Source organism: Nocardia ignorata NBRC 108230, assembly GCF_001612905.1.
Classification (GTDB): Bacteria; Actinomycetota; Actinomycetes; order Mycobacteriales; family Mycobacteriaceae; genus Nocardia; species Nocardia ignorata.
This window is the reverse complement of the sequence record NZ_BDBI01000026.1, coordinates 112,643-137,354: the sequence shown is the minus strand read 5'-3', so window position 1 is coordinate 137,354 and position 24,712 is coordinate 112,643. Positions and strand designations below refer to the sequence as shown.

25 protein-coding genes are annotated in these 24,712 nt (G+C 69.0%); 6 read left to right on the top strand and 19 right to left on the bottom strand.

Translation table 11 applies throughout. The annotated features are described in order from the left end of the window. Positions 1 to 29: 29 nt before the first annotated feature. Together secG and NI2_RS22295 are read right to left on the bottom strand one after the other, a co-directional pair. The gene (secG, locus tag NI2_RS22300; RefSeq protein WP_067493884.1) at positions 30 to 263 is read right to left on the bottom strand and encodes a preprotein translocase subunit SecG; all 234 of its coding nucleotides are present in this window, start codon (positions 261 to 263) and stop codon (positions 30 to 32) included. Positions 264 to 297: 34 nt separating this feature from the next. Further along, positions 298 to 1,905 carry an MFS transporter gene (locus NI2_RS22295; RefSeq protein WP_067493664.1) on the bottom strand — a complete coding sequence of 536 codons (1,608 nt, stop codon included), beginning with the start codon at positions 1,903 to 1,905 and terminating at the stop codon, positions 298 to 300. Between the two features lie 124 nt (positions 1,906 to 2,029). Between NI2_RS22295 and NI2_RS22290 the strand changes: the two genes are divergently transcribed. Continuing rightward, the gene (locus NI2_RS22290) at positions 2,030 to 2,815 is read left to right on the top strand and encodes an META domain-containing protein (RefSeq protein ID WP_084476610.1); all 786 of its coding nucleotides are present in this window, start codon (positions 2,030 to 2,032) and stop codon (positions 2,813 to 2,815) included. Positions 2,816 to 2,872: 57 nt separating this feature from the next. On the opposite strand, the gene tpiA is transcribed toward NI2_RS22290, so the two are convergent. The 7 genes from tpiA to uvrC form a co-directional block, all read right to left on the bottom strand. Then, positions 2,873 to 3,661 carry a triose-phosphate isomerase gene (tpiA, locus tag NI2_RS22285; RefSeq protein WP_067493662.1) on the bottom strand — a complete coding sequence of 263 codons (789 nt, stop codon included), beginning with the start codon at positions 3,659 to 3,661 and terminating at the stop codon, positions 2,873 to 2,875. Between the two features lie 3 nt (positions 3,662 to 3,664). Beyond that, positions 3,665 to 4,879, bottom strand: a complete 1,215-nt coding sequence (locus NI2_RS22280) for a phosphoglycerate kinase (protein WP_067493659.1) — start codon at positions 4,877 to 4,879, stop codon at positions 3,665 to 3,667. Positions 4,880 to 4,884: 5 nt separating this feature from the next. After that, complete coding sequence (gene gap, locus NI2_RS22275; RefSeq protein ID WP_067493657.1) at positions 4,885 to 5,901, bottom strand: type I glyceraldehyde-3-phosphate dehydrogenase; 1,017 nt, start codon at positions 5,899 to 5,901, stop codon at positions 4,885 to 4,887. A gap of 201 nt (positions 5,902 to 6,102) precedes the next feature. Then, positions 6,103 to 7,086 carry a DNA-binding protein WhiA gene (gene whiA, locus NI2_RS22270; protein ID WP_067493655.1) on the bottom strand — a complete coding sequence of 328 codons (984 nt, stop codon included), beginning with the start codon at positions 7,084 to 7,086 and terminating at the stop codon, positions 6,103 to 6,105. Continuing rightward, on the bottom strand, positions 7,077 to 8,141 hold the full coding sequence (locus NI2_RS22265; protein WP_067493653.1) for a gluconeogenesis factor YvcK family protein: 1,065 nt from the start codon (positions 8,139 to 8,141) through the stop codon (positions 7,077 to 7,079). Before NI2_RS22265 ends, whiA begins: the two co-directional genes overlap by 10 nt. After that, entirely contained in the window at positions 8,138 to 9,094 is a 957-nt protein-coding gene (rapZ, locus tag NI2_RS22260) for an RNase adapter RapZ (protein WP_084456406.1), read from the bottom strand. Before rapZ ends, NI2_RS22265 begins: the two co-directional genes overlap by 4 nt. 106 nt (positions 9,095 to 9,200) lie before the next feature. Then, positions 9,201 to 11,204, bottom strand: a complete 2,004-nt coding sequence (uvrC, locus tag NI2_RS22255; RefSeq protein ID WP_067493652.1) for an excinuclease ABC subunit UvrC — start codon at positions 11,202 to 11,204, stop codon at positions 9,201 to 9,203. Between the two features lie 136 nt (positions 11,205 to 11,340). Between uvrC and NI2_RS22250 the strand changes: the two genes are divergently transcribed. Then, a complete protein-coding gene (locus NI2_RS22250) occupies positions 11,341 to 11,751 on the top strand; it encodes a hypothetical protein (RefSeq protein WP_067493649.1) in 411 nt (136 codons plus the stop codon). A gap of 86 nt (positions 11,752 to 11,837) precedes the next feature. Here the strand turns inward: NI2_RS22250 and NI2_RS22245 are convergent, their stop codons facing one another. Beyond that, positions 11,838 to 12,527, bottom strand: coding sequence for an HAD family hydrolase (locus tag NI2_RS22245; RefSeq protein ID WP_067493647.1), 690 nt, complete (start codon positions 12,525 to 12,527; stop codon positions 11,838 to 11,840). A 75-nt stretch (positions 12,528 to 12,602) separates the two neighbouring features. Between NI2_RS22245 and NI2_RS22240 the strand changes: the two genes are divergently transcribed. After that, positions 12,603 to 14,552, top strand: a complete 1,950-nt coding sequence (locus NI2_RS22240) for a gamma-glutamyltransferase family protein (protein ID WP_067493645.1) — start codon at positions 12,603 to 12,605, stop codon at positions 14,550 to 14,552. 105 nt (positions 14,553 to 14,657) lie between these two features. On the opposite strand, the gene NI2_RS22235 is transcribed toward NI2_RS22240, so the two are convergent. The 4 genes from NI2_RS22235 to NI2_RS22220 form a co-directional block, all read right to left on the bottom strand. Further along, positions 14,658 to 15,116 carry a PH domain-containing protein gene (locus tag NI2_RS22235; RefSeq protein ID WP_243749680.1) on the bottom strand — a complete coding sequence of 153 codons (459 nt, stop codon included), beginning with the start codon at positions 15,114 to 15,116 and terminating at the stop codon, positions 14,658 to 14,660. Continuing rightward, complete coding sequence (gene ribH, locus NI2_RS22230; RefSeq protein WP_067493643.1) at positions 15,113 to 15,589, bottom strand: 6,7-dimethyl-8-ribityllumazine synthase; 477 nt, start codon at positions 15,587 to 15,589, stop codon at positions 15,113 to 15,115. The genes NI2_RS22235 and ribH overlap by 4 nt, the downstream gene beginning before the upstream one ends. A 25-nt stretch (positions 15,590 to 15,614) precedes the next feature. Next, positions 15,615 to 16,859, bottom strand: a complete 1,245-nt coding sequence (locus NI2_RS22225) for a bifunctional 3,4-dihydroxy-2-butanone-4-phosphate synthase/GTP cyclohydrolase II (protein ID WP_067493641.1) — start codon at positions 16,857 to 16,859, stop codon at positions 15,615 to 15,617. 203 nt (positions 16,860 to 17,062) lie between these two features. Further along, positions 17,063 to 17,686, bottom strand: a complete 624-nt coding sequence (locus NI2_RS22220; protein WP_067493640.1) for a riboflavin synthase — start codon at positions 17,684 to 17,686, stop codon at positions 17,063 to 17,065. 403 nt (positions 17,687 to 18,089) lie between these two features. Here NI2_RS22220 and NI2_RS22215 point away from each other — a divergent pair, with 403 nt between their 5' ends. After that, a complete protein-coding gene (locus NI2_RS22215; RefSeq protein WP_225280667.1) occupies positions 18,090 to 18,563 on the top strand; it encodes a hypothetical protein in 474 nt (157 codons plus the stop codon). Between the two features lie 10 nt (positions 18,564 to 18,573). On the opposite strand, the gene rpe is transcribed toward NI2_RS22215, so the two are convergent. Beyond that, the gene (rpe, locus tag NI2_RS22210) at positions 18,574 to 19,230 is read right to left on the bottom strand and encodes a ribulose-phosphate 3-epimerase (protein ID WP_067493871.1); all 657 of its coding nucleotides are present in this window, start codon (positions 19,228 to 19,230) and stop codon (positions 18,574 to 18,576) included. Between the two features lie 96 nt (positions 19,231 to 19,326). On the opposite strand from rpe, the gene NI2_RS22205 reads away from it, so the two are divergent. Continuing rightward, on the top strand, positions 19,327 to 19,749 hold the full coding sequence (locus NI2_RS22205; protein WP_067493638.1) for an ATP-binding protein: 423 nt from the start codon (positions 19,327 to 19,329) through the stop codon (positions 19,747 to 19,749). Positions 19,750 to 19,832: 83 nt separating this feature from the next. After that, positions 19,833 to 20,639: an RNA polymerase sigma factor SigF gene (locus NI2_RS22200; RefSeq protein ID WP_371851998.1), complete on the top strand. Its 807-nt coding sequence runs from the start codon at positions 19,833 to 19,835 to the stop codon at positions 20,637 to 20,639. A 27-nt stretch (positions 20,640 to 20,666) separates the two neighbouring features. Here the strand turns inward: NI2_RS22200 and NI2_RS22195 are convergent, their stop codons facing one another. From NI2_RS22195 to def, 4 genes are all read right to left on the bottom strand, one after another. Beyond that, positions 20,667 to 21,005, bottom strand: a complete 339-nt coding sequence (locus NI2_RS22195; protein ID WP_067493866.1) for an MmcQ/YjbR family DNA-binding protein — start codon at positions 21,003 to 21,005, stop codon at positions 20,667 to 20,669. 329 nt (positions 21,006 to 21,334) lie between these two features. Then, positions 21,335 to 22,693 carry an RsmB/NOP family class I SAM-dependent RNA methyltransferase gene (locus NI2_RS22190; protein ID WP_243749798.1) on the bottom strand — a complete coding sequence of 453 codons (1,359 nt, stop codon included), beginning with the start codon at positions 22,691 to 22,693 and terminating at the stop codon, positions 21,335 to 21,337. A 527-nt stretch (positions 22,694 to 23,220) separates the two neighbouring features. Next, positions 23,221 to 24,144, bottom strand: a complete 924-nt coding sequence (gene fmt, locus NI2_RS22185) for a methionyl-tRNA formyltransferase (protein WP_067493636.1) — start codon at positions 24,142 to 24,144, stop codon at positions 23,221 to 23,223. Next, positions 24,144 to 24,683, bottom strand: coding sequence for a peptide deformylase (gene def / locus NI2_RS22180; protein ID WP_067493859.1), 540 nt, complete (start codon positions 24,681 to 24,683; stop codon positions 24,144 to 24,146). Before def ends, fmt begins: the two co-directional genes overlap by 1 nt. Positions 24,684 to 24,712 lie beyond the last annotated feature (29 nt).

Genomic DNA, 24,712 nt, shown 5'->3' with positions numbered 1-24,712 from the left:
ACCGTACGTGACGGATCACCCCGGCGGAATCAGGAGAACTTGATCTCCAGACCGATACCGAGAATGGCGATCAGCCAGACGATGCCCACGAAGATGGTGACACGGTCGAGGTTCTTCTCGACGACAGTGGAACCCGACAGGCTCGACTGCACGCCGCCACCGAAGAGGCTGGACAGGCCGCCGCCCTTGGCGCGGTGCAGCAGCACCAGCAGCACCAACAGCACGCTGGTGATCACAAGGAGGATATCGAGGAACAGCGACATGGCGACCATCCTAGGTGCTGGGCGGGCGCCCGGTCTAACCAGGCTCGACCGCGACCAGATGCGACACGGTCTCGGGCCCCGCCGCGTAGTGCGCCACGGCTTGTTCGATCTCCCGATCACGCGCGGTGAGCCGCACCTGATGCTGATGCATGTGCTCGGCCCACGAGCGCACGACGAACGCCTCGACGAACCGGTCGACGGTCCCGACATCGCGATACAGCCGCCACTCCATCGCCCCCGTGCGCTGCCGCGACCGTCCGACCAGCGCCATCGCGTCGGTGAAGGCCGCTACGTCCTCCGGCGGCACGTCGTAACCGCGCAGCACGAGTACGGGCCCGTCGGCCGGGTCGGGCTCGACGACGAGCTGCGGTTCGGGCCAGTACGCGGCCGGTGAGAGGTCGATCTCCTCGACGTTGTGCCGGATCGGCCACCACACCGTGCTCACCGCGCACGCCCCGAGCAGCACCGCCGCGATGAGCAACGCGGTGACGGCGCCGTAGGCCCCGGCGACCAGACCCCACAGCAGCGAGCCGATGGCCTGCCCGCCCATGAACACCAGCATGTACACCGACAGCCCGCGCGCCCGCACCCAGGCGGGCAGCAGCAGCTGCATGGTCGAGTTCAGTGTCGACATGGCGAGCAGCCAGGCCAGCCCGGCGCCGACGAGCAGCACGAGCACCAGCACGACACTGTGCACCAGCGCGGTCGCCACCGCGCCGATCCCGAACAGCACCGCGGCCAGCGCCAACCGCTGGGTCGGCGTGAACAGCACCCGCAACCGCGACAACCCGAGCGCGCCGCACACCGCACCGAGCCCGAGCGCACCGAGCAGCAGGCCGTATCCGTCGGAGGCCAGCCCGAGCCGGTCGTGCGCGATCACCGGAAGCAGCGACCACACCGCGCTGGCGGGCGCGATGAACAGAATGGAGCGGAACAACACCCGCCGGATGGCGGGCGCGGCCCGGATGAACCGGGTGCCCGCCTGCAACGCGGCCAGCGGGCGTTCGCTCGGCAGCGAGCGAACCCGGACCGGCCATTTCGACGCCAGCAACACCGCCACGATGCCGACGAACGAGAGCGTGTTGAACCCGAACACCACCGTCGGCCCGGCCACCGACACCAGCACGCCCGCCACGGCGGGCCCGACCGCGCGACCGATGTTCACGCTCATACTGCCCAGCGCCGCTACCGAGGTGATCTGGTCGCGTGGCACGAGTTCGGGCTGGATCGCCTGCCACGCGGGTGCGGTGAGCGCCTGCCCGCACCCGAGCAGGAACAACAGCGTGAGCAGCACCGCGGGCGTGGTGTGACCGGTCGCGGTGAAGACCGTCAGCGTCAGCGAGGCCATCGCCATACCTGCCTGCGCACCGATCAGCAATCGGCGCCGATCGAGCAGATCGGCCAGCACCCCGGACGGAATGGACAGCAACATCACCGGCAGTGTGATCGCGGTCTGCACGAACGACACGAGCACCGCGGCATTGGGTTGGTCGACGAGAATCCACTGTGCGCCGACGGTCTGCATCCAGGTGCCCAGATTCGACACGAGCTGCGCGATCCACAACGCCCGGAACACCGGCGATCGCAGCGGAGCCCAGGTCGACACCCGCTCACCCGCCACACCCGTCACATTCCCGAGCATATCCCCGGCCCCCCGGCTGGACGCACGCTCACCACGCTGGGGTGGCGGCATCGGCCGAGAACCGAACGCCACCAGCGCGTGGTGATCTTGATCTGCTGTCGCCGGGCGGACGTACGATGGGCCGATGCCGGGATTTCCGCTCCGCCTCGCCGCTCTGTGTGTGCTCGCCGTCGCGGCAGGCGCCTGTTCGTCCGGTGACTCGGGTGACGCGCCACCGAAGCCGACGCCGATGGGACACACCTACCTGTCGACGCGGGTGGAGGGCGGGGCGATCCCCGGCGGTGGTCCGATGACGCTCACCTTCGACAACGGGCGGATCACCGCGAACTCCGGGTGCAATACCAGCAGCGGCACCGTCGATTTGAGCGACAACGTGCTGCGCACCTCCCGGCTCGCCGGCACCCTGATGGGCTGTCCCGGCGAACGCGGCCAGGCCGACGCCTGGCAGAACTCGTTCCTCGAGGCGAGCCCCACCTGGCGGCTCGACGGCGACGATCTGACCCTCACCGGCAAGGACGTCACCGTTCACCTCACCGACAAGAAGATCGTCACCCCGGACAAACCGCTGACCGGGACCACCTGGATCGCGACCACCCTGCTCACCCCGGACGCCAAGATCCGTTCGGCCGCGCTCGACGAGGCCCGACCCACCCTCATGATCACCGCCGACGGTCAGGTCAGCGGCACCGCCGGATGCAATCGCCTGACCGGCACCGCGCAGCTCAGCCCCGGCGACGAGGTGAGCTTCGAGGTGGCCACCACGAAGATGATGTGCACGCCGGAGGTGATGGAGGTCGAACGGCACGTCCTGGGCGTCCTCGACGGTCACACCGAGGCCACCATCGACGCCGACACTCTCACCCTGCGCAACGCCAACGGTACGGGCCTGGAACTGCGCGCCCAGCAGTAGCGAAAGGGCCGGAACCCGTTTTCCACGGATTCCGGCCCTTCGGCACAGCAGAACAGGTCAGGGCAGCGGACCACCGGCTGCGATCGCGGACAGGGTGGCGAACTCGTCACCCTTGAGCGAGGCACCGCCGACGAGGGCGCCGTCGATATCCGGCTGACCGATCAGTTCGCCGATGTTCTTGGCGTTCACCGACCCGCCGTAGAGCACACGGACACCGGCGGCGACCTCCGGGGAGGCCAGCTTCTCCAGCTCGCCGCGGATCGCACCGCACACTTCCTGCGCGTCGGCCGCCGAAGCCACCTTGCCGGTGCCGATGGCCCACACCGGTTCGTAGGCGATGACGACCTTCGAGATCTCCTCGGCGGTCAGGCCTTTCAGCGAACCACGCAGCTGCTCGAGGTTGAACTCGACGTGCGTGCCCGCCTCGCGAACACCGAGCCCCTCGCCGATGCAGACGATCGGGGTGAGGTCGTTCTTCAGCGCCTGCTTGGCCTTGGCCAGCACCGTGGCGTCGTCCTCGGTGTGGTACTGGCGCCGCTCCGAATGCCCGACCACCACGAAGGTGCAGCCCAGCTTGGCCAGCATGGACCCGCTGATCTCACCGGTGTAGGCACCTGAATCGTGCACCGACACGTCCTGCGCACCATAGGTGAGCAGCAGCTTGTCGCCGTCGACGATCGACTGCACGCTGCGGATGTCGGTGAACGGCGGGATGACCGCCACGTCGACCTTCGCGAAGTACTTCTCCGGCAGCGCGAACGCCACCTTCTGCACCAGTGCGATGGCCTCGAGGTGGTTGAGGTTCATCTTCCAGTTGCCCGCGATGAGCGGCTTACGTGCTGCCATCGCTCAGCCCTCCAGCACCGAAATACCGGGCAGCTCTTCGCCTTCCAGGTATTCCAGGGACGCGCCACCACCGGTGGAGATGTGCGAGAAGCCGTCGTCGGGCAGGCCGAGGGTACGCACGGCCGCGGCCGAGTCACCGCCGCCGACAACCGTGAACGCACCCTTGCCGGTGGCGGTCACGATGGCCTCGGCCACACCACGGGTGCCCGCGGCGAACTTCTCGAACTCGAACACGCCCATCGGCCCGTTCCAGAACACCGTCTTTGCCTCGGTGAGCAACGCGGCGAACCGCGACACCGACTCCGGGCCGATGTCCAGGCCCATCCAGCCGTCGGGGATCTCGGTCGACGCGACGGTCAAGCTGTCGGCGTCGGCGGCGAACTTGTCGGCCGCGACGATGTCGACCGGCAGGTGCAGCACGTCGCCGAAGCGCTCCAGCAGGCTCTTGCAGGTATCGATCATCTCTTCCTGCAGCAGCGAACTGCCGACCGAAATGCCCTGTGCGGCAAGGAAGGTGAAGCACATGCCGCCGCCGATCACCAGGGTGTCGACCTTGGGGGCCAGCGCCTCGATCACCGCGAGCTTGTCGGAGACCTTGGAACCACCGAGCACCACCGCGTACGGGCGGGCCGGGTCCTGGGTGAGCTTGCGCAGCACCTCGACCTCGGCGGCGACCAGCGTGCCCGCGTAGTGCGGGAGCACCTGGGCCACGTCGTAGACCGAGGCCTGCTTGCGGTGCACCACACCGAAACCGTCGGACACGAACGCGCCGTCGTCGCCGACGAGTTCCACGTACGCCGCCGCCAGCTTGGCCCGCTCGGCGTCGTCCTTGCTGGTCTCGCGCGCGTCGAAACGCACGTTCTCGAGCAGCAGCACGTCACCGTCGGTGAGGCCCTCCGAGCGCGAGAGCGCGTCGTAGCCGACCACGTCACCGGCCAGCTGGACATTGCGGCCCAGCAGCTCGGCCAGCTTCGCGGCCACCGGGGCCAGCGAGAACTTCGGGTCCGGTTCACCCTTCGGGCGGCCGAGGTGCGCCATCACGACGACCTTGGCGCCCGCTTCGACCAGCGCCTGGATCGTCGGCACCGAGGCGATGATGCGACCCGGGTCGGTGATCCGGCCGTTGTCGTCGAGGGGGACGTTCAGGTCGGAACGCACGAGCACGCCCCGACCTTCGACACCCTCGGCCAGGAGATCCTGGAGTGTCTTGACCGTCATCGCGTTCAGAGCGACTTGCCGACGAGACCGATGAGGTCGGCGAGGCGGTTGGAGTAGCCCCACTCGTTGTCGTACCAGGACACGACCTTGACCTCGTTGCCGATGACCTTGGTCAGCGGGGCGTCGTAGATCGAGGAGTGCGGGTCGGTGACGATGTCGCTCGACACGATCGGGTCCACGTTGTACTTGAGGATGCCCTTCAGCGGGCCCTCGGCGGCGGCCTTCATCGCGGCGTTGATCTCGTCGATGGTGGCGGACTCGGCCAGCGTGGCGGTCAGGTCGGTGACCGAGCCGGTCGGGACCGGAACGCGCAGCGCGTAACCGTCGAGCTTGCCCTGCAGCTCGGGCAGCACCAGGCCGATGGCCTTGGCCGCACCGGTGCCGGTGGGCACGATGTTCAGGGCCGCGGCGCGGGCGCGACGCAGGTCCTTGTGCGGCGCGTCCTGCAGGTTCTGGTCCTGGGTGTACGCGTGGATGGTGGTCATCAGGCCCTGAACGATGCCGAACTCGTCGTTGAGCACCTTGGCGATGGGGCCGAGGCAGTTCGTGGTGCACGAGGCGTTGGAGATGATGTTCTGGCTGCCGTCGTACTTGTCGTCGTTGACGCCCATCACGATGGTGATGTCCTCGCCGGAGGCCGGCGCGGAGATGATGACCTTCTTCGCACCCGCGGACAGGTGACCCTTGGCCTTGGCGGCGTCGGTGAAGATACCGGTCGACTCGACGACGATGTCCACGCCCAGGTCGCCCCACGGCAGCGCCGACGGGCCTTCCTTGATGGCGAGCGCCTTGATGCGCTGCTCGCCGACGACGATGGTGTCACCGTCGACGGACACGTCCTGCGGCAGGCGACCCAGGATCGAGTCGTACTTCAGGAGCGTCGCAAGAGTGTTGATGTCGGTGAGGTCGTTGACCGCGACGATCTCGATATCGGTCTTGCCGACAGCCTTCAGCGCCTCCACCGCACGGAAGAAGTTACGTCCGATACGACCGAAGCCGTTGATACCTACCCGGACAGTCACGTTATCGCTCCTCAGCTTTCAAGCGGATTCATTCCGACGATGACCACAGTAGTAGCCGACCCAACCCCACCGACAGCCACCTGCGGTTTGTGAGTCGCGCGCCCCTGAGCACCTGGAATGCACAGAGTAAAGGGCATAGCGATCGCACATGACCGCTATGCCCTAAACGTCGGATACGCCACAACGGCGTGGCGCGAATCCTCAGGCGTCGTCGAGAAGTTCGGCCGTCACCGCCGACTCGGTATCGGGGATGCCGAGGTCCTTGGCGCGCCGGTCGGCCATCGACAGCAGGCGCCGGATGCGGCCCGCGACAGCGTCTTTCGTCATCGGCGGCTCGGCGAGCTGACCCAGTTCCTCGAGCGAGGCCTGCCGGTGCTGCACGCGCAGCTTGCCCGCGGCGGCCAAGTGGTCGGGCACGTCGTCGGCGAGGATCTCCAGCGCGCGCTCCACCCGCGCCGCCGCCGCGACGGCCGCGCGGGCCGAACGGCGCAGGTTGGCGTCGTCGAAGTTGGCCAGCCGGTTGGCCGTCGCGCGAACCTCGCGGCGCATGCGGCGCTCCTCCCAGGTGAGCCTGGTGTCCTGGGCACCCATGCGGGTGAGCAGCGCGCCGATCGCCTCGCCGTCACGCACCACCACCCGGTCGGTGCCGCGAACCTCACGGGCCTTGGCGGTGATCCCGAGCCGCCGCGCCGCGCCGACCAGCGCCAGCGCCGCCTCCGGTCCAGGGCAGCTCACCTCGAGCGCGGAGGAGCGGCCCGGCTCGGTGAGCGAACCGTGCGCGAGAAAAGCACCGCGCCACGCGGCTTCGGCGTCACCGATGCTGCCGCCGACCACCTGGGCGGGCAATCCGCGCACCGGCCTGCCGCGCACGTCGAGCAGCCCGGTCTGGCGGGCCAGCGCCTCGCCCTCCTTGGAAACCCGGACCACGTAGCGGGAGGTCTTGCGTAAGCCACCCGCGCCGAGCACGTGCACATCGGAGCCGTAGCCGTACAACTCGAAGATCTCGCGGCGCAGCCTGCGGGCGATGGACCCCATGTCCACCTCGGCTTCCACGATCACCCGGCCCCCGACGATGTGCAGACCGCCCGCGAATCGCAGCAACGCCGACAATTCCGCCTTGCGCGAGCTGACCTGCGACACCACGAGCCTGCTCAGCTCGTCCTTCACCTCGGCTGTCATCGCCACGAGACGCGCTCCTTTCCCACCGACCCCGAACGCTCATCTGCAACACTGTGCACATCCGTGGCACTGTGCTGTCTCTCGACTCGAAGCCCAGCCAGTTGCGACCGCGGCGACCGAATCAGCTGATCCAGTGCGGCGGCTAGTTTTCCGGGATGATGCCGATCCGTTCCCGGCTCGGCCACATCGCAGAACGTTACCCGTGCGCGCAACTGTTCGGCGGCTCTTGACACATGTTCCCGCTGCCGCCCCTCGGGCACCGATGCCGAGTCGACGAGCACATCGTCGACCGCGAAACCCGGTGCGTGCTGGGACAATACATGGAGATGACGCTCGGCGGAAAAGCCGGCCGTCTCCCCCGGCTCCGCGGCCAGATTCAGCACGAGTACCTTACGCGCCCTGGTGCGGACCAGTGCGTCGCGCAGACCGGGGACGAGCACGTGCGGGATCACACTGGTGAACCACGAACCCGGCCCGAGCACAACGACATCCGCGTGTTCGATCGCCGACACGGCCGCCGGGCCGGCGGGTGGATCCGAGGGAATCAGCCGCACCCGGCGGACCTTACCCGGTGTGGTCGCCACCGCGACCTGACCGCGTACACACCGGCCGACTCGCGGATCCGCTTCCAGCCCCGATACTTCCGCCTCGATGTCGAGCGGGATCGGCGACATCGGCAGCACCCGGCCCGTGATGCGCAGCAGCCTGCCCACCTCGTCGAGCGCCGCGACCGGGTCGCCGAGGATGTCGGTGAGCCCGGCGAGCAGCAGGTTGCCGAGCGAGTGCCCGGCGAGCGCGCCGGATCCGCCGAAGCGGTGCTGCACGGTGGTCGTCCAGATGCCGTCGGCGTCCTCGGCCAGCGCGGCGAGCGCCATCCGCAGGTCACCGGGCGGGAGCATGCCGAGTTCGGCACGCAGGCGTCCGGATGAACCGCCGTCGTCGGCGACCGTGACCACGGCGGTGATCCGTCTGGTCAGCCTGCGCACCGCGGTGAGTGTCGCGTACAGGCCGTGACCACCGCCCAGCGCGACGACGGCTGGGTCGGCTTCCCATCCACTCATTCGCGCCCCAGGTCCCGATGCACCACGCGCACGACGTCGACCGCCGCGGGGCCGGTGTCGGCACCGATGCGTTCGCCGAGCGCCTCGGCGATCGCGACGCTGCGGTGTTTCCCGCCGGTGCACCCCACTGCCACCGTCATGTATCGCTTCCCCTCTTGCCGGTATCCGGTCGTGGTCAGGTCGACCAGGTGGTGGCAGGTGCGCAGGTAGTCCTGCGCGCCCGGCTGCGACAACACATAGTCGCTGACCACCGATTCCTGGCCCGTGTGTTCCCGCAACTCGGGAATCCAATGCGGATTCGGCAGGAAACGCACATCCAACACCGTGTCGGCGTCGAGTGGCACACCGTACTTGAAACCGAAGGACTGCACAGTGAGCTGCAGCGCGGCGGGCACGCCCGCGCCGTACACCTCTTCCAGCTTGCGATGCAGCTGGTGGATCGACAGCTCGGTGGTGTCGATGACGACATCGGCGGCGGCCTTCACGGCCGACAGGCGCACCCGTTCGGCGGTGATGCCCGCCGAGAGGGTGCCGTCGGGGCTGTCGCTCTGCAGCGGATGCCTGCGCCTGGCGAAGCCGAAACGCCGGATCAGCACGTCGTCGGAGGCCTCCAGGAACAGCACCCGCGTACGGATGCCCGCCGCGCGCAACTGTTCGGTCACGCCGGAGAGGTCACCGGTGAAGAACCGGCTCCGCACGTCCATGACCAGCGCGAGCCGCCGGATCGGCGGGTCGGCGGCGGCACCGAGTTCGACCATGCGGCCGATCAGTTCCGGTGGCAGATTGTCGGTGACGTACCAGCCGAGATCCTCCAGGACGCGCGCGGCAGTGCCGCGGCCCGCGCCGGACAAGCCGGTAACGATGACCACTTCTACTGGCTGCTGTGTGTCGGTGACTGTCCCGGCGTTGTCCGGTGCCGCCCCCGCCTTGTTGTTCGATTCGACGCTTGTCATGTCCTACCGGATCCGTTTCTGGGTGCCTTTCGATCATTCCGCACCGGTTCGGGTATCGGGCGCAGACACAACGTACGGCACTCGCAATCTTGCGTCTCGCTGATCGCTACGTGCTGTTGAGTGCCTCGAGTACCGCTTTGGCCGTGGAAACGCCGATACCGGGCACCGCGGTGATCTCGTCGACCGTCGCGTCCTTGATCCGCGCGACCGAACCGAAATGGGTGACCAGGGCGGCGCGTCGTGTCTCGCCGAGCCCGCGTACCGAGTCGAGCGCCGATGCCGTCATCCGGCGGGAGCGCTTGCTGCGGTGGAAGTTGATGGCGAAGCGGTGCGCCTCGTCGCGCACACGCTGCAGCAGGAAGAGCGCCTCGCTCGTCCTCGGCATGATGACGGGATCCGGTTCGCCGGGTACCCACACCTCTTCCAGGCGTTTGGCCAGGCCGATCACCGCCACATCGGTGATGCCGAGTTCGTCGAGCACCTCCGCGGCGGCGGCGACCTGTGGTGCGCCGCCGTCGACGACGTAGAGGTTGGGCGGGTAGGCGAAGCGGCGCGGTTTGCCGGTCGTGGGATCGATGCCGGGGCGTGAGCCGGGCTCGTCGGTGTCGTCGGCGGCGAGTTCCGCCGGCAGGTCGACGGGCTGCTGGCGTTCGCGCGCCAGCCGGGCGAAGCGGCGACGGGTCACCTCGGCGATGCTGGCGACGTCGTCGGAGCGTCCGCCGCCCGCGGCCTCCTTGATCGCGAAGTGGCGGTACTCGGATTTGCGGGCCAGGCCGTCCTCGAACACCACAAGCGAGGCGACCACGTCGGTGCCCTGCACATGGCTGATATCGACGCATTCGATGCGCAGCGGGGCACTGTCGAGTTCGAGTGCGTCCTGAATGTCTTGCAGCGCTTGCGATCTCGACGTGAGGTCGCCCGCGCGCTTGAGCTTGTGCTGGGCCAGCGCCTCACCCGCGTTGCGCTGCACGGTTTCGGCGAGCGCCTTCTTGTCACCGCGCTGCGGGATGCGCAGCGACACCGCCGAACCGCGCAGTTTGCTCAACCACGCCTGAATTTCGGGGGCGTCGGCGGGCAGTACGGGTACGAGCACCTCGCGCGGCACGACGTTCGCCGCCTCCGGTTCCACAATCTGGTCGGCCATGGCGGCCTGCTCGCCGTAGAACTGGGTGAGGAACTGTTCGACGAGGGCGGCCAGTTCGGTGCCGGATTCGGCGATGTCGAGCGCGTCGCCGGATTTGTCGACCACCCAGCCGCGCTGACCACGCACGCGCCCGTCGCGCACGTGGAAGATCTGCACGGCGGCCTCGAGTTCGTCGGTGGCGAAGGCGATCACATCGGCGTCGGTGCCGGTGCCGAGCACCACCGCCTGCTTCTCGAGTGCCCGGCGCAGGGCCTGCACGTCGTCGCGCAGGCGGGCGGCGGTCTCGAAGTCGAGGTCGTCGGCGGCCTCGTGCATGCGGCGTTCGATGGCGCGGACCATCTTGTCGGTCTTGCCGGACAGGAAGTCGCAGAAGTCGTCGACGATGTGGCGGTGCTCGTCGGCGCTGACCCGGCCGACGCACGGCGCCGAGCACTTGTCGATGTAGCCGAGCAGGCAGGGGCGCCCGATCTGGTTGTGCCGCTTGAAGACTCCGTTGGAACAGGTGCGCGCGGGGAACACCCGCAGCAGCAGGTCGAGAGTTTCGCGGATGGCCCAGGCGTGGGCGTAGGGGCCGAAGTAGCGCACGCCCTTCTTGCGGGCGCCCCGGTAGACGAAGAGCCGCGGATATTCCTCGTTGAGGGTCACCGCGAGCACCGGGTAGGACTTGTCGTCGCGGTAGCGCACATTGAAGCGCGGATCGAATTCCTTGATCCAGTTGTATTCGAGCTGTAGCGCCTCGACCTCGGTGGACACCACGGTCCACTCCACGCTCGCGGCCGTTGTCACCATCTGCCTGGTGCGCGGATGCAGTGACGCCACGTCGGCGAAGTAGGAGTTCAACCGGCTGCGCAGGCTCTTGGCCTTACCGACATAGATCACCCGCCCGTAGGCGTCCCGGAATTTGTACACACCGGGTTCGACGGGAATCGTGCCCGGCGCCGGCCGGTATGTCGCGGGATCTGCCACGTATCCAGGGTAGCGAGGCCTACCGACAATCCCGCCGCCCGTGCTGGGTGGGACGGCCGAGGGCGAACCGTCGGGTCCGGCGCCGGAGGCCGGTGTGTAGCGTTGATGTTCGGCTTGCCGCCGGAAAGGACCCCCGATGACCGACGCCCCCGCCCTGCACCCCTACGACGACCTGGACGACGAGGCGACCCCGTCGTGGCTGATGCCCGCCACGGTGCGCGGCGCGCGCTTGATCGCCCTGGTCTCCGCGGCGGTCGGCGTGGTGCTGATCGTGATCGGCGCCGCACTGGGCAAGCAGAGCCCACTCGGCGTGGTGGTCGGCTACCTCCCGACCTTCGCCCTGGTTCCGTTGGTCGTGCTCTTCGGCCGGGCGGGCGACCGGGTGCGCGTCGCCGCGGTGACCCTGGCGGCCATCGGCGCACTCACCTCCTGCACCGGCATCCTCACCGGCCTTCCGCCGGGCGCGGTGGGCATCGTCGCCTCGGGCGCCGTCGCCGTCCTGCTGATGCGCCCGTCGGCCAAGACCTGGTTCACCCGCCGCCGCTGACGGCAGGCCGCTGATCGGCAGCGCGGTGGCGAACCTGTTCGGTCAGGGACCCGGCGGTCGGTGGTTCGCACGACCGTCCTGAGCCTCTACTGGGTGGCGATCCCGTGCAGTGCCAGAGCGTCGATCAGGGCGCGTGGACGGTCTGCGGTCGGAAGCGGGTCGACGAGGGCGAACCGGGCGCCGAGGGCGGTGGCCCCGCCGTCTGCCTCGGCGCTGTCACCGACCATCAGGACACGGTTCGGGTCGACACCGAGGCGGTCGATCGCGTCCTGGAAGATCCGTGCGTCGGGTTTGATGGCGCCGACCTCGTAGGACAGGGTCATCGCGCCGACCAGTGTGTCCCAGCCTTGGGTGGCGAACGCGGGCCGGATGTCGAAGGCGATATTGCTCACCACGCCCACGGGGATGCCCTGGGCGCCAAGAGCTTTCAGCACGGTGCCGGTGTCGGGGTACGGCGTCCAGGCCAGCGGGTCGATGAGCCGCCCGTACAGGTCGGCGGCCTGTGCTTCGGGAACGCCCGAACCGCGCAGCACCTCGAGATAGGCCTGGCGGTGCAGGACGGGATCGAGGTCGCGGTTGTCCCAGGCGTGCTGGCCGGGCGGGTCGAAGGTCATGAACTGTTCGACCGGTGCCGTCATGCGCCGCAGGATCTCGGCCTTGGCCGCCACGTCGAACGGGGTGCCGTCGTCGCCGACGAGGACGTCGGCCCAGCTCGGGTCGTCCTCCAACCGGAACACCGTGCCGGAGAAATCGAACAGCACCGCATCGATCGCCATGTCAGCCAGGGTAACGCTGCCGCGCCCGGCCGGAAATCCCTGTGCGCGACGACGGTTCGGGGTTACGCTGCCACGATGACGCCAAGGCGACGGACGTGGATCGGGGCCACGACGGCCGCAGTGCTCACGGTGGGGCTGCTGGCCGGTTGTTCGACAGACGACACCGAGGCGGCGGAGTGCACCAGCCCGCCCAACGGCACCCCGATCACGGCGGCGCCCGCGACCCCGACGGGCCCGACCACCCAGAATCTGAGCACCAACCCCGAGATCGCCTCGGGTTACCGCAGCGACATGTCACCGGTCCGCACCAGCACCTATGCGGTGTCGACGGCGAACCCCATCGCCACCGAGGCCGCCTGCCGGGTGCTGCGGGCGGGCGGCACCGCCACGGACGCCCTGGTCACCGCCCAGGCGGTGCTCGGTCTGGTGGAACCGCAGGCCTCCGGCATCGGCGGCGGCGCGTTCCTCGTGCACTACGACGCGAAGTCCCGCACGGTCGAGGCCTACGACGGGCGTGAGACCGCACCCGCCGCCGCCACCGAGAACTACCTGCGCTGGGTGAGCGACACCGACCGCACCGAGCCGGCGCCGAACACCCGCGCCAGTGGCCGTTCGATCGGGGTGCCCGGTGTGGTGCGGATGCTCGAGCTCGCGCACCGCGAGCACGGCATGACCGCCTGGAAGGAACTGTTCGATCCCGCGATCGACCTGGCCGACAGCGGTTTCGAGATCAGCCCGCGACTGGCGGGCCAGATCGCCGAATCGGCCAAGGATCTCGCGACCGACGAGGGCGCGCGCGCCTACTTCCTGGAACCGGACGGCTCGCCGAAACGCACCGGCACCGTGCTCACCAACCCCGCCTACTCGAAAACCCTGTCGGCCCTGGCAACCGACGGCGCCGAGGCACTCTACAGCGGCCCCATCGCCCAGGACATCGTCGAGGCGGCGGGCAGCACGGCGGGCGGGCGTACGCCGAGCCTGCTCACCACCACCGACCTGGCGAACTACGAACCGAAGAAGCGCACCGCGCTGTGCACCGGGTACCGCAAGTACGAACTGTGCGGCATGCCCGCGCCGTCCTCGGGCGGCAGCACCGTGGCGGCAACGATGGGCATCCTCGCCAATTTCGATCTGGCCGCGCTCGGCCCGCAGGACGTGAACCGCAACGGCGGCAAGCCCGATGCCCGCGCCGTGCACCTGATCTCGGAGGCCGAGCGCCTGGCCTACGCCGACCGCAACAAGTACGTCGCCGACCCGGATTTCATTCCGCTGCCGGGCAATTCGGCGCTGTCGCTGGTCCATCCGCAGTACCTGAAGGAACGCTCCACGCTCATCAATCCGGACCGCAGCATGGGCACTGCCCAGCCGGGCAATCTCGGCCCGGTGCCGCTGGGCAACGGCCCGCAGCCGCCCGAGCACGGCACCAGCCACATCTCGGTGGTCGACAAGTACGGCAACGCGGCCGCGATGACGACCACGGTCGAATCGGCCTTCGGTTCGTTCCATTTCGTCGACGGGTTCCTGCTGAACAACCAGCTCACCGACTTCGCCGCCGACCCGCTCGACCCCGACGGCACCCCCGTCGCCAACCGCCTGCAGCCGGGTAAGCGGCCGCGCAGCTCGATGAGCCCGACCCTGGTGTTCGATCGCGACGACCAGGGCAACCGTGGCGAGCTCGCCCTGGTCACCGGTTCCCCCGGCGGCTCGGTGATCATCCAGTTCGTGGTGAAAACCCTTGTCGGAGCGCTCGATTGGGGCCTTGATCCGCAGCAGGCGGTGTCCGGGGTGTCCTTCGGGGCGGGCAATTCGCCGAGCACGGGTATCGGCGGCGAGCATCCGGCGATCGACGCCACCGCCAACGGTGACAACGACCCCCTCGTGCGCAAGCTGCGCGAGATGGGTCACCAGGTCACGGTCGCACCGCAGTCCAGCGGCCTCAGCGCATTGCAGCGCGACGGCAAGGACGGCTGGATCGGTGGGGCCGACCCCCGCCGCGAAGGAGCGGTACTCGGCGACACCCGCTGACCGCCGCGACCGCGCTGTGGTGGCGGCATCGGGTGAGAGCCGAACGCCGCCACGGCGTGGTGATCAGGTGTCCACCTCAGCCCCGCGAGCTCCGGTGGTGCGAACTCAGGCGGTGTAGCGGGCGCCGAGTTCGCGCAGCCGCTCGATGGCGTCGGCGGCGTAGGTCTTGTCGTTGGACCGGATGGCCAGCATCGGCACGTAGTCGTCATCGATGAGTTCGAGCCGCGCCCACGCCTTGCGGTCAGGGAAGGCGGCGCCGCGGATGACGTCCCACGGGTATTCGTGGTAGCCGAGGATATTGCGCACGGCCACCCCGCGCGCACCGGCACGTACCCGCGGCCGGGTGAGCAGCAGTACCGCTCCCGCGCCGAGGACGCCGATCAGGATCATCGCGACCTGGTCGGCGACCCGGAAGTTCACCCCGGTGGACCCGGTGCGCAGCAGCAACCCGCCCGCGGTGAAGAACGCGAGCACGAGCACCGCGGCCACGACGGCGGTCCGGGTCGCGCGCCGAGGACGCACCTCGAGCTCCCAGTCCGCGTGCTGTTCCACCGGCACGGTCACGCCGATCGCAGCGCGCGCAGGGTGAGCGCGGCGTCCAGCGCGGCGGCGCACGCCTGCTCGCCCTTGTCCTCGGCCGAACCGGGCAGCCCGGCACGGTCGCGCGCCTGCTCCTCGGTGTTGGTGGTGAGTACGCCGTTGGTGACCGGGGTCGACTCGTCCAGCGACACCCGCGTGAGACCGGCGGTCACCGCATCACACACGTACTCGAAATGCGGTGTGCCACCACGGATCACGACACCGAGCGCGACGACAGCGTCATGACTGCGCGCCAATTCCTGTGCGACGACGGGCAATTCCATCGCCCCGGCGCAGCGCACGACGGTGACGTGCTCGACCCCGGCCTCCTTCGCGACGCGCTGCGCGTTCGCGACCAGGGTGTCGCAGATCTCGGTGTGCCAGCGCGAGGCCACAATCGCGAGCTTGAGGTCGGTGGCCTTGGCCAGCGCGAATTCCGGAACGCCGGTGCCGCTCATCGTCTGATGCTGCCTTTCGGAAGAGTTACTGCGCGGTTTCGCCGAGATCCAGGTCGTCGAGACCGACCAGGTCATGGCCCATGCGATCGCGCTTGGTGCGCAGATAGTGCAGGTTCTCGGCGTTGGCGCGCAACGGCATCGGCACTCGCTCGGTGATCCGCAGCCCGTACCCGTCGAGGCCCACGCGCTTGGCCGGGTTGTTCGTGAGCAGCCGCATCGACCGGATCCCGAGATCCACCAGGATCTGCGCGCCCGTGCCGTAGTCGCGGGCGTCGGCGGGCAGGCCGAGGTCGAGGTTGGCGTCGACGGTGTCGCGCCCGGTGTCCTGCAACTGGTAGGCCTGCAGCTTGTGCATCAGGCCGATGCCACGGCCCTCGTGCCCGCGCATGTACAGCACCACGCCGCGACCCTCTGTGTCGACCATTTCCAGCGCCGCGTCGAGCTGCGGGCCGCAATCGCAGCGCAGCGAACCGAACACGTCACCGGTCAGGCACTCCGAGTGCACCCGGACCAGCACGTCCTCGCCGTCGCCGATGTCGCCGCGCACCAGCGCCACGTGCTCGGCCTCGTCGAAGATGCTCTGGTAGCCGACGGCCTTGAAATCGCCGTGCGCGGTCGGGATGCGCGCCTCGGCGACCCGGACGACGTGCTTCTCGTGCTTGCGCCGCCAGGCGATCATGTCGGCGATCGAGATCATCGCCAGGTCGTGCTCGTCGGCGAACACCCGCAGCTCGTCGGTGCGGGCCATGTGCCCGTCGTCCTTCTGGCTGACGATCTCGCAGATCACGCCCGCCGGCCGCAACCCGGCCATCCGGGCCAGATCCACCGCGGCCTCGGTGTGGCCGGGCCTGCGCAGCACCCCGCCGTCCTTGGCGCGCAACGGCACCACATGACCCGGACGGGTGAAATCGTCGGCCTTGGCTTCGGCGCTGGCCAGCAGCCGCATGGTGACGGCCCGGTCGGCGCCGGAGATACCGGTGGTGATGCCCTCGCGCGCGTCGACCGACACGGTGTAGGCGGTGCCGTGCTTGTCCTGATTCATCGCGTACGCGGGCGGCAGACCGAGGCGGTCGCAGTCGTCGGCGGTCAACGGCACACAGATATAGCCGGAGGTGTAGCGGATCATGAACGCGACCAGCTCCGGGGTGGCCTTCTCGGCCGCGAAGATGAGATCGCCCTCGTTCTCACGGTCCTCGTCGTCGATGACGACAACAGCCTTGCCGGCCGCGATATCGGCGATCGCGCGCTCGATGCTGTCCAACCTGGTCACGTCTGCTTGCTCCGTAATATTGGCGGCTGGCGCCGCGGGTTTCTCGGCCCTGGGGGCCTCGATCTTCCCTCCCGGCGGGCACTCCTTCGTCGCACCCTCTGGTCAGTCCAGATCGAGGCGGCCGAGAAACGGCTCCGGGATGGCAATCACTACTACAGTACGGCGTGCGTGGGGGTCTCTCCGAGGCGCCCGACGCGGGTGTGTCAGCCTCGCTGTGCCAGGCGCTCCACGTACTTCGCGATGACGTCGACCTCGAGGTTCACGGTGGTGCCGACCGGCGCGGTGCCGAGCACGGTCAGTGCGAGGGTGGTGGGGATCAGCGAGACCTCGAACCAGTCGCGGTTGCCGTCGGCGGCGGGTTCGTCGTCGATGCCGAGGTTCGACACGGTGAGCGAGACGCCGTCGACGGTGATCGAGCCCTTCTGGACGACGTAGCGGGCGATGGCGTCGGGCAGGGAGATCCGGACCACCTCCCAGTTCTCGGACGGGGTGCGGGCAAGCACTGTGCCGGTGCCGTCGACGTGACCCTGGACCAGATGTCCACCGAGGCGGCTGTTGATCGCGGCAGCGCGTTCGAGGTTCACCCGGGAGCCGGGCACGAGGGCGCCGATACTCGACCGGTCGAGGGTCTCGGCCATCACGTCGACGGTGAAGCTGTCGCCGTCGAGCACATCGACGACAGTGAGACACACGCCGTTCACCGCGATCGAATCGCCGTGTCCGGCATCGGAAGTCACCAGCTTGCCGCGGATCGTCAACCGGGCGGCGTCGGCCAGCTGCTCGGTGGCCACGACCTCGCCGAGTTCCTCGACGATCCCTGTGAACATGTCTGACTCCCTTGTCGCGTCATCCGTACCCGTTGGGCCCAACAGCGGGTAGACGACCGCTATTCCCGCTCGACGCACAGCCTAGTGGCGGCACAGGTGAGGGCGGAATCCGACCGCGCGCTGAGCGGGAGGCCGCAAAACCCGCGCGGCGCCGGAAAATCATGGGAAAATAATCCGCACATAAAGAATCCCGCCGAAATAGAATGCGGCGGCAATCCTTCGTCCGATTTTCTCCGCGTGCCGGTGCAATAAATCTTCCGGCCACGACTACGCCGCTTTGTACCCCGAGCTCCGAAAGAAGAAACACGGAGATCCACGGACTTGCCACGCCCTCGCCACTGACGCAATATTGTTACGTCAACGATTCCCGACGTTCAACGATGCGATACCGGGAGACAACACTGTGAGCTACCCACTGCTCGATTCCACGCTGGAAAGTCGCTGCGTCCATTACCGGCGGGAGCTACACCTGCCCGCGACGGTCGACCCCGACTCCCGGCGCATCCTCCTGCAGATCGGCACGCACTACGGTGCGGTGACCATGCCGGGCGACCTGGGCGAGCGGGTACAGGCGCAGTTGCGTGCCGACGGTATCGCCGGACCGGTCGTCGACCATCCGCGCGCCCATTGCTGGACCTTCCTCACCGGCCCCTGCCACCTCGACACCCTCACGCCGACAGCCGAAGCCGAACTGTTCCGCCTCTACGCGAGCGTCGCGTGCGCGGGCAGCCACATCGTGCTGCCCTCCCCCGACGACGAACGCACCGGCTACCGCACCTGGGTGCGCGCACCGGAGGCGGCCGACAACCGGCCACCGCTCGAGGCCGTGATCGAGACAGCGCGGGCGCTGGGCAGCCACGCCCTGCACCCGCACTGACCGAACCGGGTCACGGCAACCAGGCGGCGGTTGCCAGACTGCGCAGATTCTGGACGGCCGCACCGGGATCGGCGGTGTTGTAGACCGCCGACCCGGCCACGAAACAATCGATGCCCGCCGCGGCGGCCTGCTCGATGGTGTCGGTATTGATGCCACCGTCGATTTCGACGAGCAGCTGCAATTCGCCCGCGTCCACGAGATTGCGCACGATCCGCGCCTTCTCCAGCACCTCGGGAATGAACGACTGACCGCCGAAACCCGGTTCCACGCTCATCACGAGCAGGGTGTCGAATTCGCGCAGAATCTCGAGATACGGCTCGATCGGGGTGTTCGGCTTGACCGACAGACCGGCCTTGGCACCCGCGGCGCGGATATCGCGAGCCACGGCGATCGGGTCGTCGGTGGCTTCGGCGTGGAAGGTGACGTTGTAGGCGCCCGCCTCGGCGTAGCCGGGCGCCCAACGGCCCGGGTTCTCGATCATCAGGTGGCAGTCGAACGGGATGTCGGTGGCCTTGAGCAGGCTCTGCACCACCGGCAGACCGAGTGTGAGGTTCGGCACGAAGTGGGCGTCCATCACGTCCACATGCAGCCAGTCGGAACCTTCGACAGCGGCGGCCTCGGCGGCCAGGTTCGCGAAGTCCGCGGACAGGATGGACGGGGCGATCATCGGCTCGGCCGGGCGGTGGAACGTCGGTGTGGACACAGCGCGCAAGTGTAGCGACCGCGTGGTGATCGGCGCCCGGTTGTGGGTAGCCTACAGAGCGTGACCAACATTTCGGCGGAACAAGAGCTGTTCAGCGATCCGGTGCAGATTCGCGTGGCAGCGTCGGTGACCCAGCTGCCGATCCTGCGTGGATTGGCCGAAACACTGGTCCTGCTCAGCGATTTCACCCTCGACGAGGTGGCCGACGTGCGCCTGGCGGTCGACGAGGTGTGCTCCACGCTCATCGCGATCGCCGCGCCCGGCTCGCAGCTCACCTGCGAGTTCGTCGTCGGTGACACCGAACTCGTCGTGCGGGTGGAGGGTGTCGCGGCCGCGGAGGGGTTGCCCGACCAGCGCAGCTTCGGCTGGCATGTCCTGCGCACGCTGAGCGACGAGGTGAACGCCGACCAGCAAGGGTTCGACGCCGCCAGGTCCGGGTATCCGACGAGTGTCCGTATCCGTCGGGTCCGGGGGAAGGCGTAGTGCACGGCGAAACCAACGAAGAGCACAAGCCCGATCCGGAAATTCTCGAACAGCCCGCCGAAGCCGTGCTCGACGAGCCGGTCATCGAGGAGCAGGTCGTCGAGGAGCAGCTGACCGAGCCCGCGCCCGCTGCGCCCTCCGGGTACGACGATGTGAGCGCGCTGTTCGAACGGCTCGCGGCGACCGAACCCGGCAGCGCCGCGCACGCCGTGGCCCGGGACGCGCTGATCAACCGCTGCATCCCGCTGGCCGACCACATCGCCCGCAAGTTCAGCGGTCGTGGTGAGCCGTTCGACGATCTGTCGCAGGTGGCGCGGGTCGGCCTGGTGCACGCGGTCGACCGGTTCGATCTGAGCCGTGGCTCGAACTTCCTGTCCTTCGCGGTGCCGACGATCATGGGCGAGGTGCGGCGGTACTTCCGCGACAACACCTGGGCCATGCGGGTGCCGCGGCGGGTGAAGGAAACCCATCTGCGTATCGGTGCGGCCGTGGACCAGCTCTCCCAGCGGTTGGGTCGTTCGCCGACGGCCAAGGAGATCGCGGCCGAACTCGATGTCGACCCCGACGAGGTGACCCAGGCGGTCATCGCCGGAAACGCCTACCAGCCCACCTCGATCGATGCCGCCTCGGTCGGTCGTGACAGCGACGCCTCGCTCCTCGACACCCTCGGCGAGGAGGAGTCGCAGTTCGACCGGGTCGAGGAGTACATCGCAGTCCGCCCGCTGCTGGCGGGCCTGCCCGAACGGGAGCGGCGGATCCTCACGATGCGCTTCTTCGAGTCGATGACCCAGACCCAGATCGCGAACCAGCTCGGCATCTCGCAGATGCACGTCTCGCGCATCCTCGCGAAAACCCTTGCGCGCCTGCGTGATCTGTCCGAACGGGACTGAATCCGCCACGGAGACAACGGTGTCTCCCTACGCGCGTTCGCGCCGCAGTTTCGCAGGCGCGCGCAACCACCACGCGCTGTCGATCAGCTCGGCGAGCTGTTGCCGGTCGACCACTTCCAGATCGATGAGCACATACGGGTGCCCGTCGTAGTGCGGCGTCGTATAGAACGCCGGATCCCCCGAGGCGAGTAGCGCCTCCTTCTCCGACGGCTCACACAAGAGCACCAGCCCGCCCTCGGCCTCCGACCGCAGCCGCGCGAAACTCTTCCCGCCGACCGACAGCCCCGGACTGCGCCACCACGTCCCCTCCGCCACCCCCGGCAGCGTGGTCGCGATCTCCACCACCTGTTCCCACGTCATCGCCATAGGAGAATTCTCCCCCGCGAGACACGCCACGCCTTGGACGAATGTCACCGCTCGCTGTCGAGACGCGGTGGGTCCGAATCGGGCATACGCCCCCCCGTCACACAGCCACGGCCTGCCGCGATCTCCTTCGGCGACACATCTGAGACGTAAGGTTGCGAAACGCGGTGGGCGCGTCCACTCCTTCGCGCCGTCACCCGAGCGAGCATCAACGCCCAGGTCGTGCGACCTGGCCTCGAACAGCGGCGGCGCCAGCACGTGGGCGAGCCACCCGGCCGATGCTGTGGCGGTGCGGTGGACTCGGATCGCACCGCCTCAGCGCGTGATCGGGCCTACTTCTTGCGCAAGGCCGACAGGAACATCGCGTCGGTGCCGTGGCGGTGGGGCCAGAGCTGGGCCGAGGGGCCGTCGCCGAGGTCGGTGACGCCGGGAAGCAGTTCGCGGGTGTCGAGTTGTTCGGCGCCGGTGCGACGGACGAAATCGGCGACCACCGCGACGGTTTCGGACAGGTGCGGGGAGCAGGTGGAGTACACGACCACGCCGCCGGGGCGCAGGAGATCCCATGCGGCGGTGAGGAGTTCGCGCTGCAGGGTTACCAGTTCCGGGACGTCGGCGGGGGTGCGGCGCCAGCGTGCCTCGGGGCGGCGGCGCAGCGCGCCGAGGCCCGTGCAGGGGGCGTCGACCAGGATGCGGTCGTAGCCGGGTTCCAGACCGGTGTCGCGGCCGTCCTTCACGTGCACCGTGACGGGCAGGTCGCGGGTGGACTTGCGGACCAGTTCGGCGCGGTGCTCCGACGGCTCCACCGCATCGACGGTGAACAGGTCGATCGCGGCGAGCGCGCCGAGCAGTGCCGCCTTACCGCCGGGACCAGCGCACAAGTCGAGCCAGCGACCCTGGTCGGGGCCCTCGAGCGGTGCCCGGCTCAGGGCCAGCGCGACGAGCTGCGAACCTTCGTCCTGCACCGCGGCGATTCCCTCGCGCACCGGTTCGAGCTGACCGGGATCACCGCCGTCGAGGTACACCGCGTACGGCGACCAGCGACCTTCCTCACCGCCGGTGACCAGCGCCAATTCCTCGGACGTGATCTCACCGGGACGCGCGACCAGGTGCACCACCGGACGTTCGTCGTCGGCGGCCAGCAGGTCGGACAGTTCACCCGCCTGCGCACCGAGCGCGTCGGCGAAGGACTGGGCGATCCAGGTGGGGTGCGCGTATTCGAAGGCGAGCTTGCCGACCGGATCGGCCGGGGCCAGCTCCGCGATCCACTGCTCGGCGGTCTTCTCCCCCGCCCGGCGCAGCACCGCGTTCACGAAACCGGCACGGCCCTGGCCGAATTCGGCACGGGCCAGGTCGACGGAGGTGTCGACGGCGGCATGCGCGCTGGTCCGCGTGCGCAGCAGCTGGTAGACGCCGAGGCGGAGGATGTCGAGGATCGGCCCGTCGATCTCACCGACGGGACGACCCGCGCACGCCGCGATCACGGCATCGAGCTGCCCCTGCGACCGGCACGCACCATAGGTGAGTTCGGTCGCGAACGCGGCATCACGCCCGCTGATCTTGCGTTCCCGCAACAGCTTCGGCAGTACGAGGTTGGCGTAGGCGTCACGTTCGCGCACCGCCCGCAACACGTCGAGGGCCACCTCCCGCGCCACGTCCACCGGCTCACCCCGCCGCTTGCGCGGACTCGGCACACTCGGATCCGGCCGATCGGCCCGCTGCCGCTCACTCCGCTGCCCGGCCGACTTACCCCCACCCTGGCGCGCGCTACCGGAACGACTGCTGTCACCGGTACGGTCGCTTCGCTTCCCGCCCTGCGAGCCCTGCGGATCCCTGTCGCGTCCGAAACCGCCGTTGTCGCCACCTCGGCCGGTCCGCTGACCGCTGCGCGGTTCCCGCGAATCTCCTTCGCGCACACCGCCGGTACTACGCGCACGACCGGAACCATCGGACCGGCCTGATGAAGCGCTTCCACGCGAATTGCTCTGACGTTCAGCTCTTTCCGACGAACCGCGCCGTTCCGGACCACTGTCTGCTCGCCTGACGGACCGATCGGCCGGGCCATACCCGCGGTCGTCGCGGGCAGCCTTGTTGTCACGGCCCTTGGCGGCGCGGGCGGCCCAGCCGCCGTCGACGTTCTTGCCGGTGATCTTGCGGTCGTCGCGGGGTGCGGCGCCGCTGCGCTGGTCGGCTTCGCGCCGACGCCTGCGGTCGGAGGCACTCATCCGATCACCGTTCCCGGTGCGAGACGGGCGCCGCGCGCCCAGTCGAGGGCGTTCATCATCTTCTTGCCGGGTGGTTGGACCTGGCCGAGGCGGACCGCGGTGGTCGACGTGCCGACGAAGACGCCGGATTTGCGCACCTCGATCTCGCTTTCGGGCAAGGTTTCCTCCACCAGCTCCACCGGGCCGAGTTTGAGGCGGAGCCCGTTCACCTCGGTCCACGCGCCGGGCGCCGGGGTGACGGCGCGGATGTGGCGGTGGATCGCCAGGGCGGGCTCGTCGAACCGGATGCGGCTCGCTTCGACGGTCACCTTCGGGGCGTAGGACACGCCGTCGTTGGACTGCGGAATCGCTTGCAGCGTCCCGTCTTCGACACCGTCCATGGTCTTCTCGAGCAGCACCGCGCCTGCCTCGGCGAGCCGCGCGAGCAGCTCACCCGAGGTGTCGGTGTGGCCGATCTTCTCGGTCATCACGCCGTAGACGGGCCCGGTGTCGAGGCCTGCCTCGATCTGGAAGGTGCTGGCACCGGTGATCTCGTCACCGGCGAGGATGGCGGCCTGCACGGGCGCCGCGCCACGCCACGCGGGCAGCAGCGAGAAGTGCAGGTTGATCCAGCCGTGCGCGGGAATGTCGAGGATCTGCTGGGGCAGCAGGGCACCGTAGGCCACCACCGGACAGCAGTCCGGGGCGAGCGCGGTGAGCGCCTCGACGAACTCCGGTTCCGACGGCTTGCGCGGGGTGAGCACCGGGATGTCGTGTTCGTCGGCCAGCCGACCGACCGGTGAGCGCATGATCTTGCGCCCGCGACCGGCGACCGCGTCGGGCCGGGTGACCACCGCGACCACCTCGTGGCGCTCGCTGTCGAGCAGCCGCCGCAGCGAGGGAACAGCCGGTTCGGGAGTGCCCGCGAAGACGAGACGCATCAGCGGCCACCGCCGACACCGCTGGACTCACGCACGGTGACACCGGCACGGAACCAGTCGGATTCGCGGATGGTCCGCATCGCTTCCTTGCGGTCGGCCGGCTCGAGCCGGTTCACGAACAGCACACCGTCGAGGTGGTCGTGCTCGTGCTGCACGCACCGGGCGAGCAGCCCGTCGGCGTCGAATTCGACCGGCGCACCGGTCTTGTCGACGCCGGTGACGCGCACCCGCAGCGCCCGGCGCACGTCGTAGCGCACGCCGGGGATCGACAGGCAGCCCTCCGGCCCGACCTGCTCGTCCTCGCCGATCGCGGTCCACTCCGGGTTCACCACGTGCCCGGCGGCGTCGCCGGTGTCGTAGACGAACACCCGCAGCCCCACGCCGATCTGCGGCGCCGCCATCCCGACGCCGCCGTCGTCGTGCATGGTCTCGGTGAGATCGGTGACGAGCTGCGCGAGCTCGGCGCCGAACTCGGTGACCTCGTCGGCACGCGAGCGCAGGATGGGATCGCCGAACAGGCGAACGGGCTGAATGGTCACGGCGGCTCCCGGCTGGACGATGTGCGGTC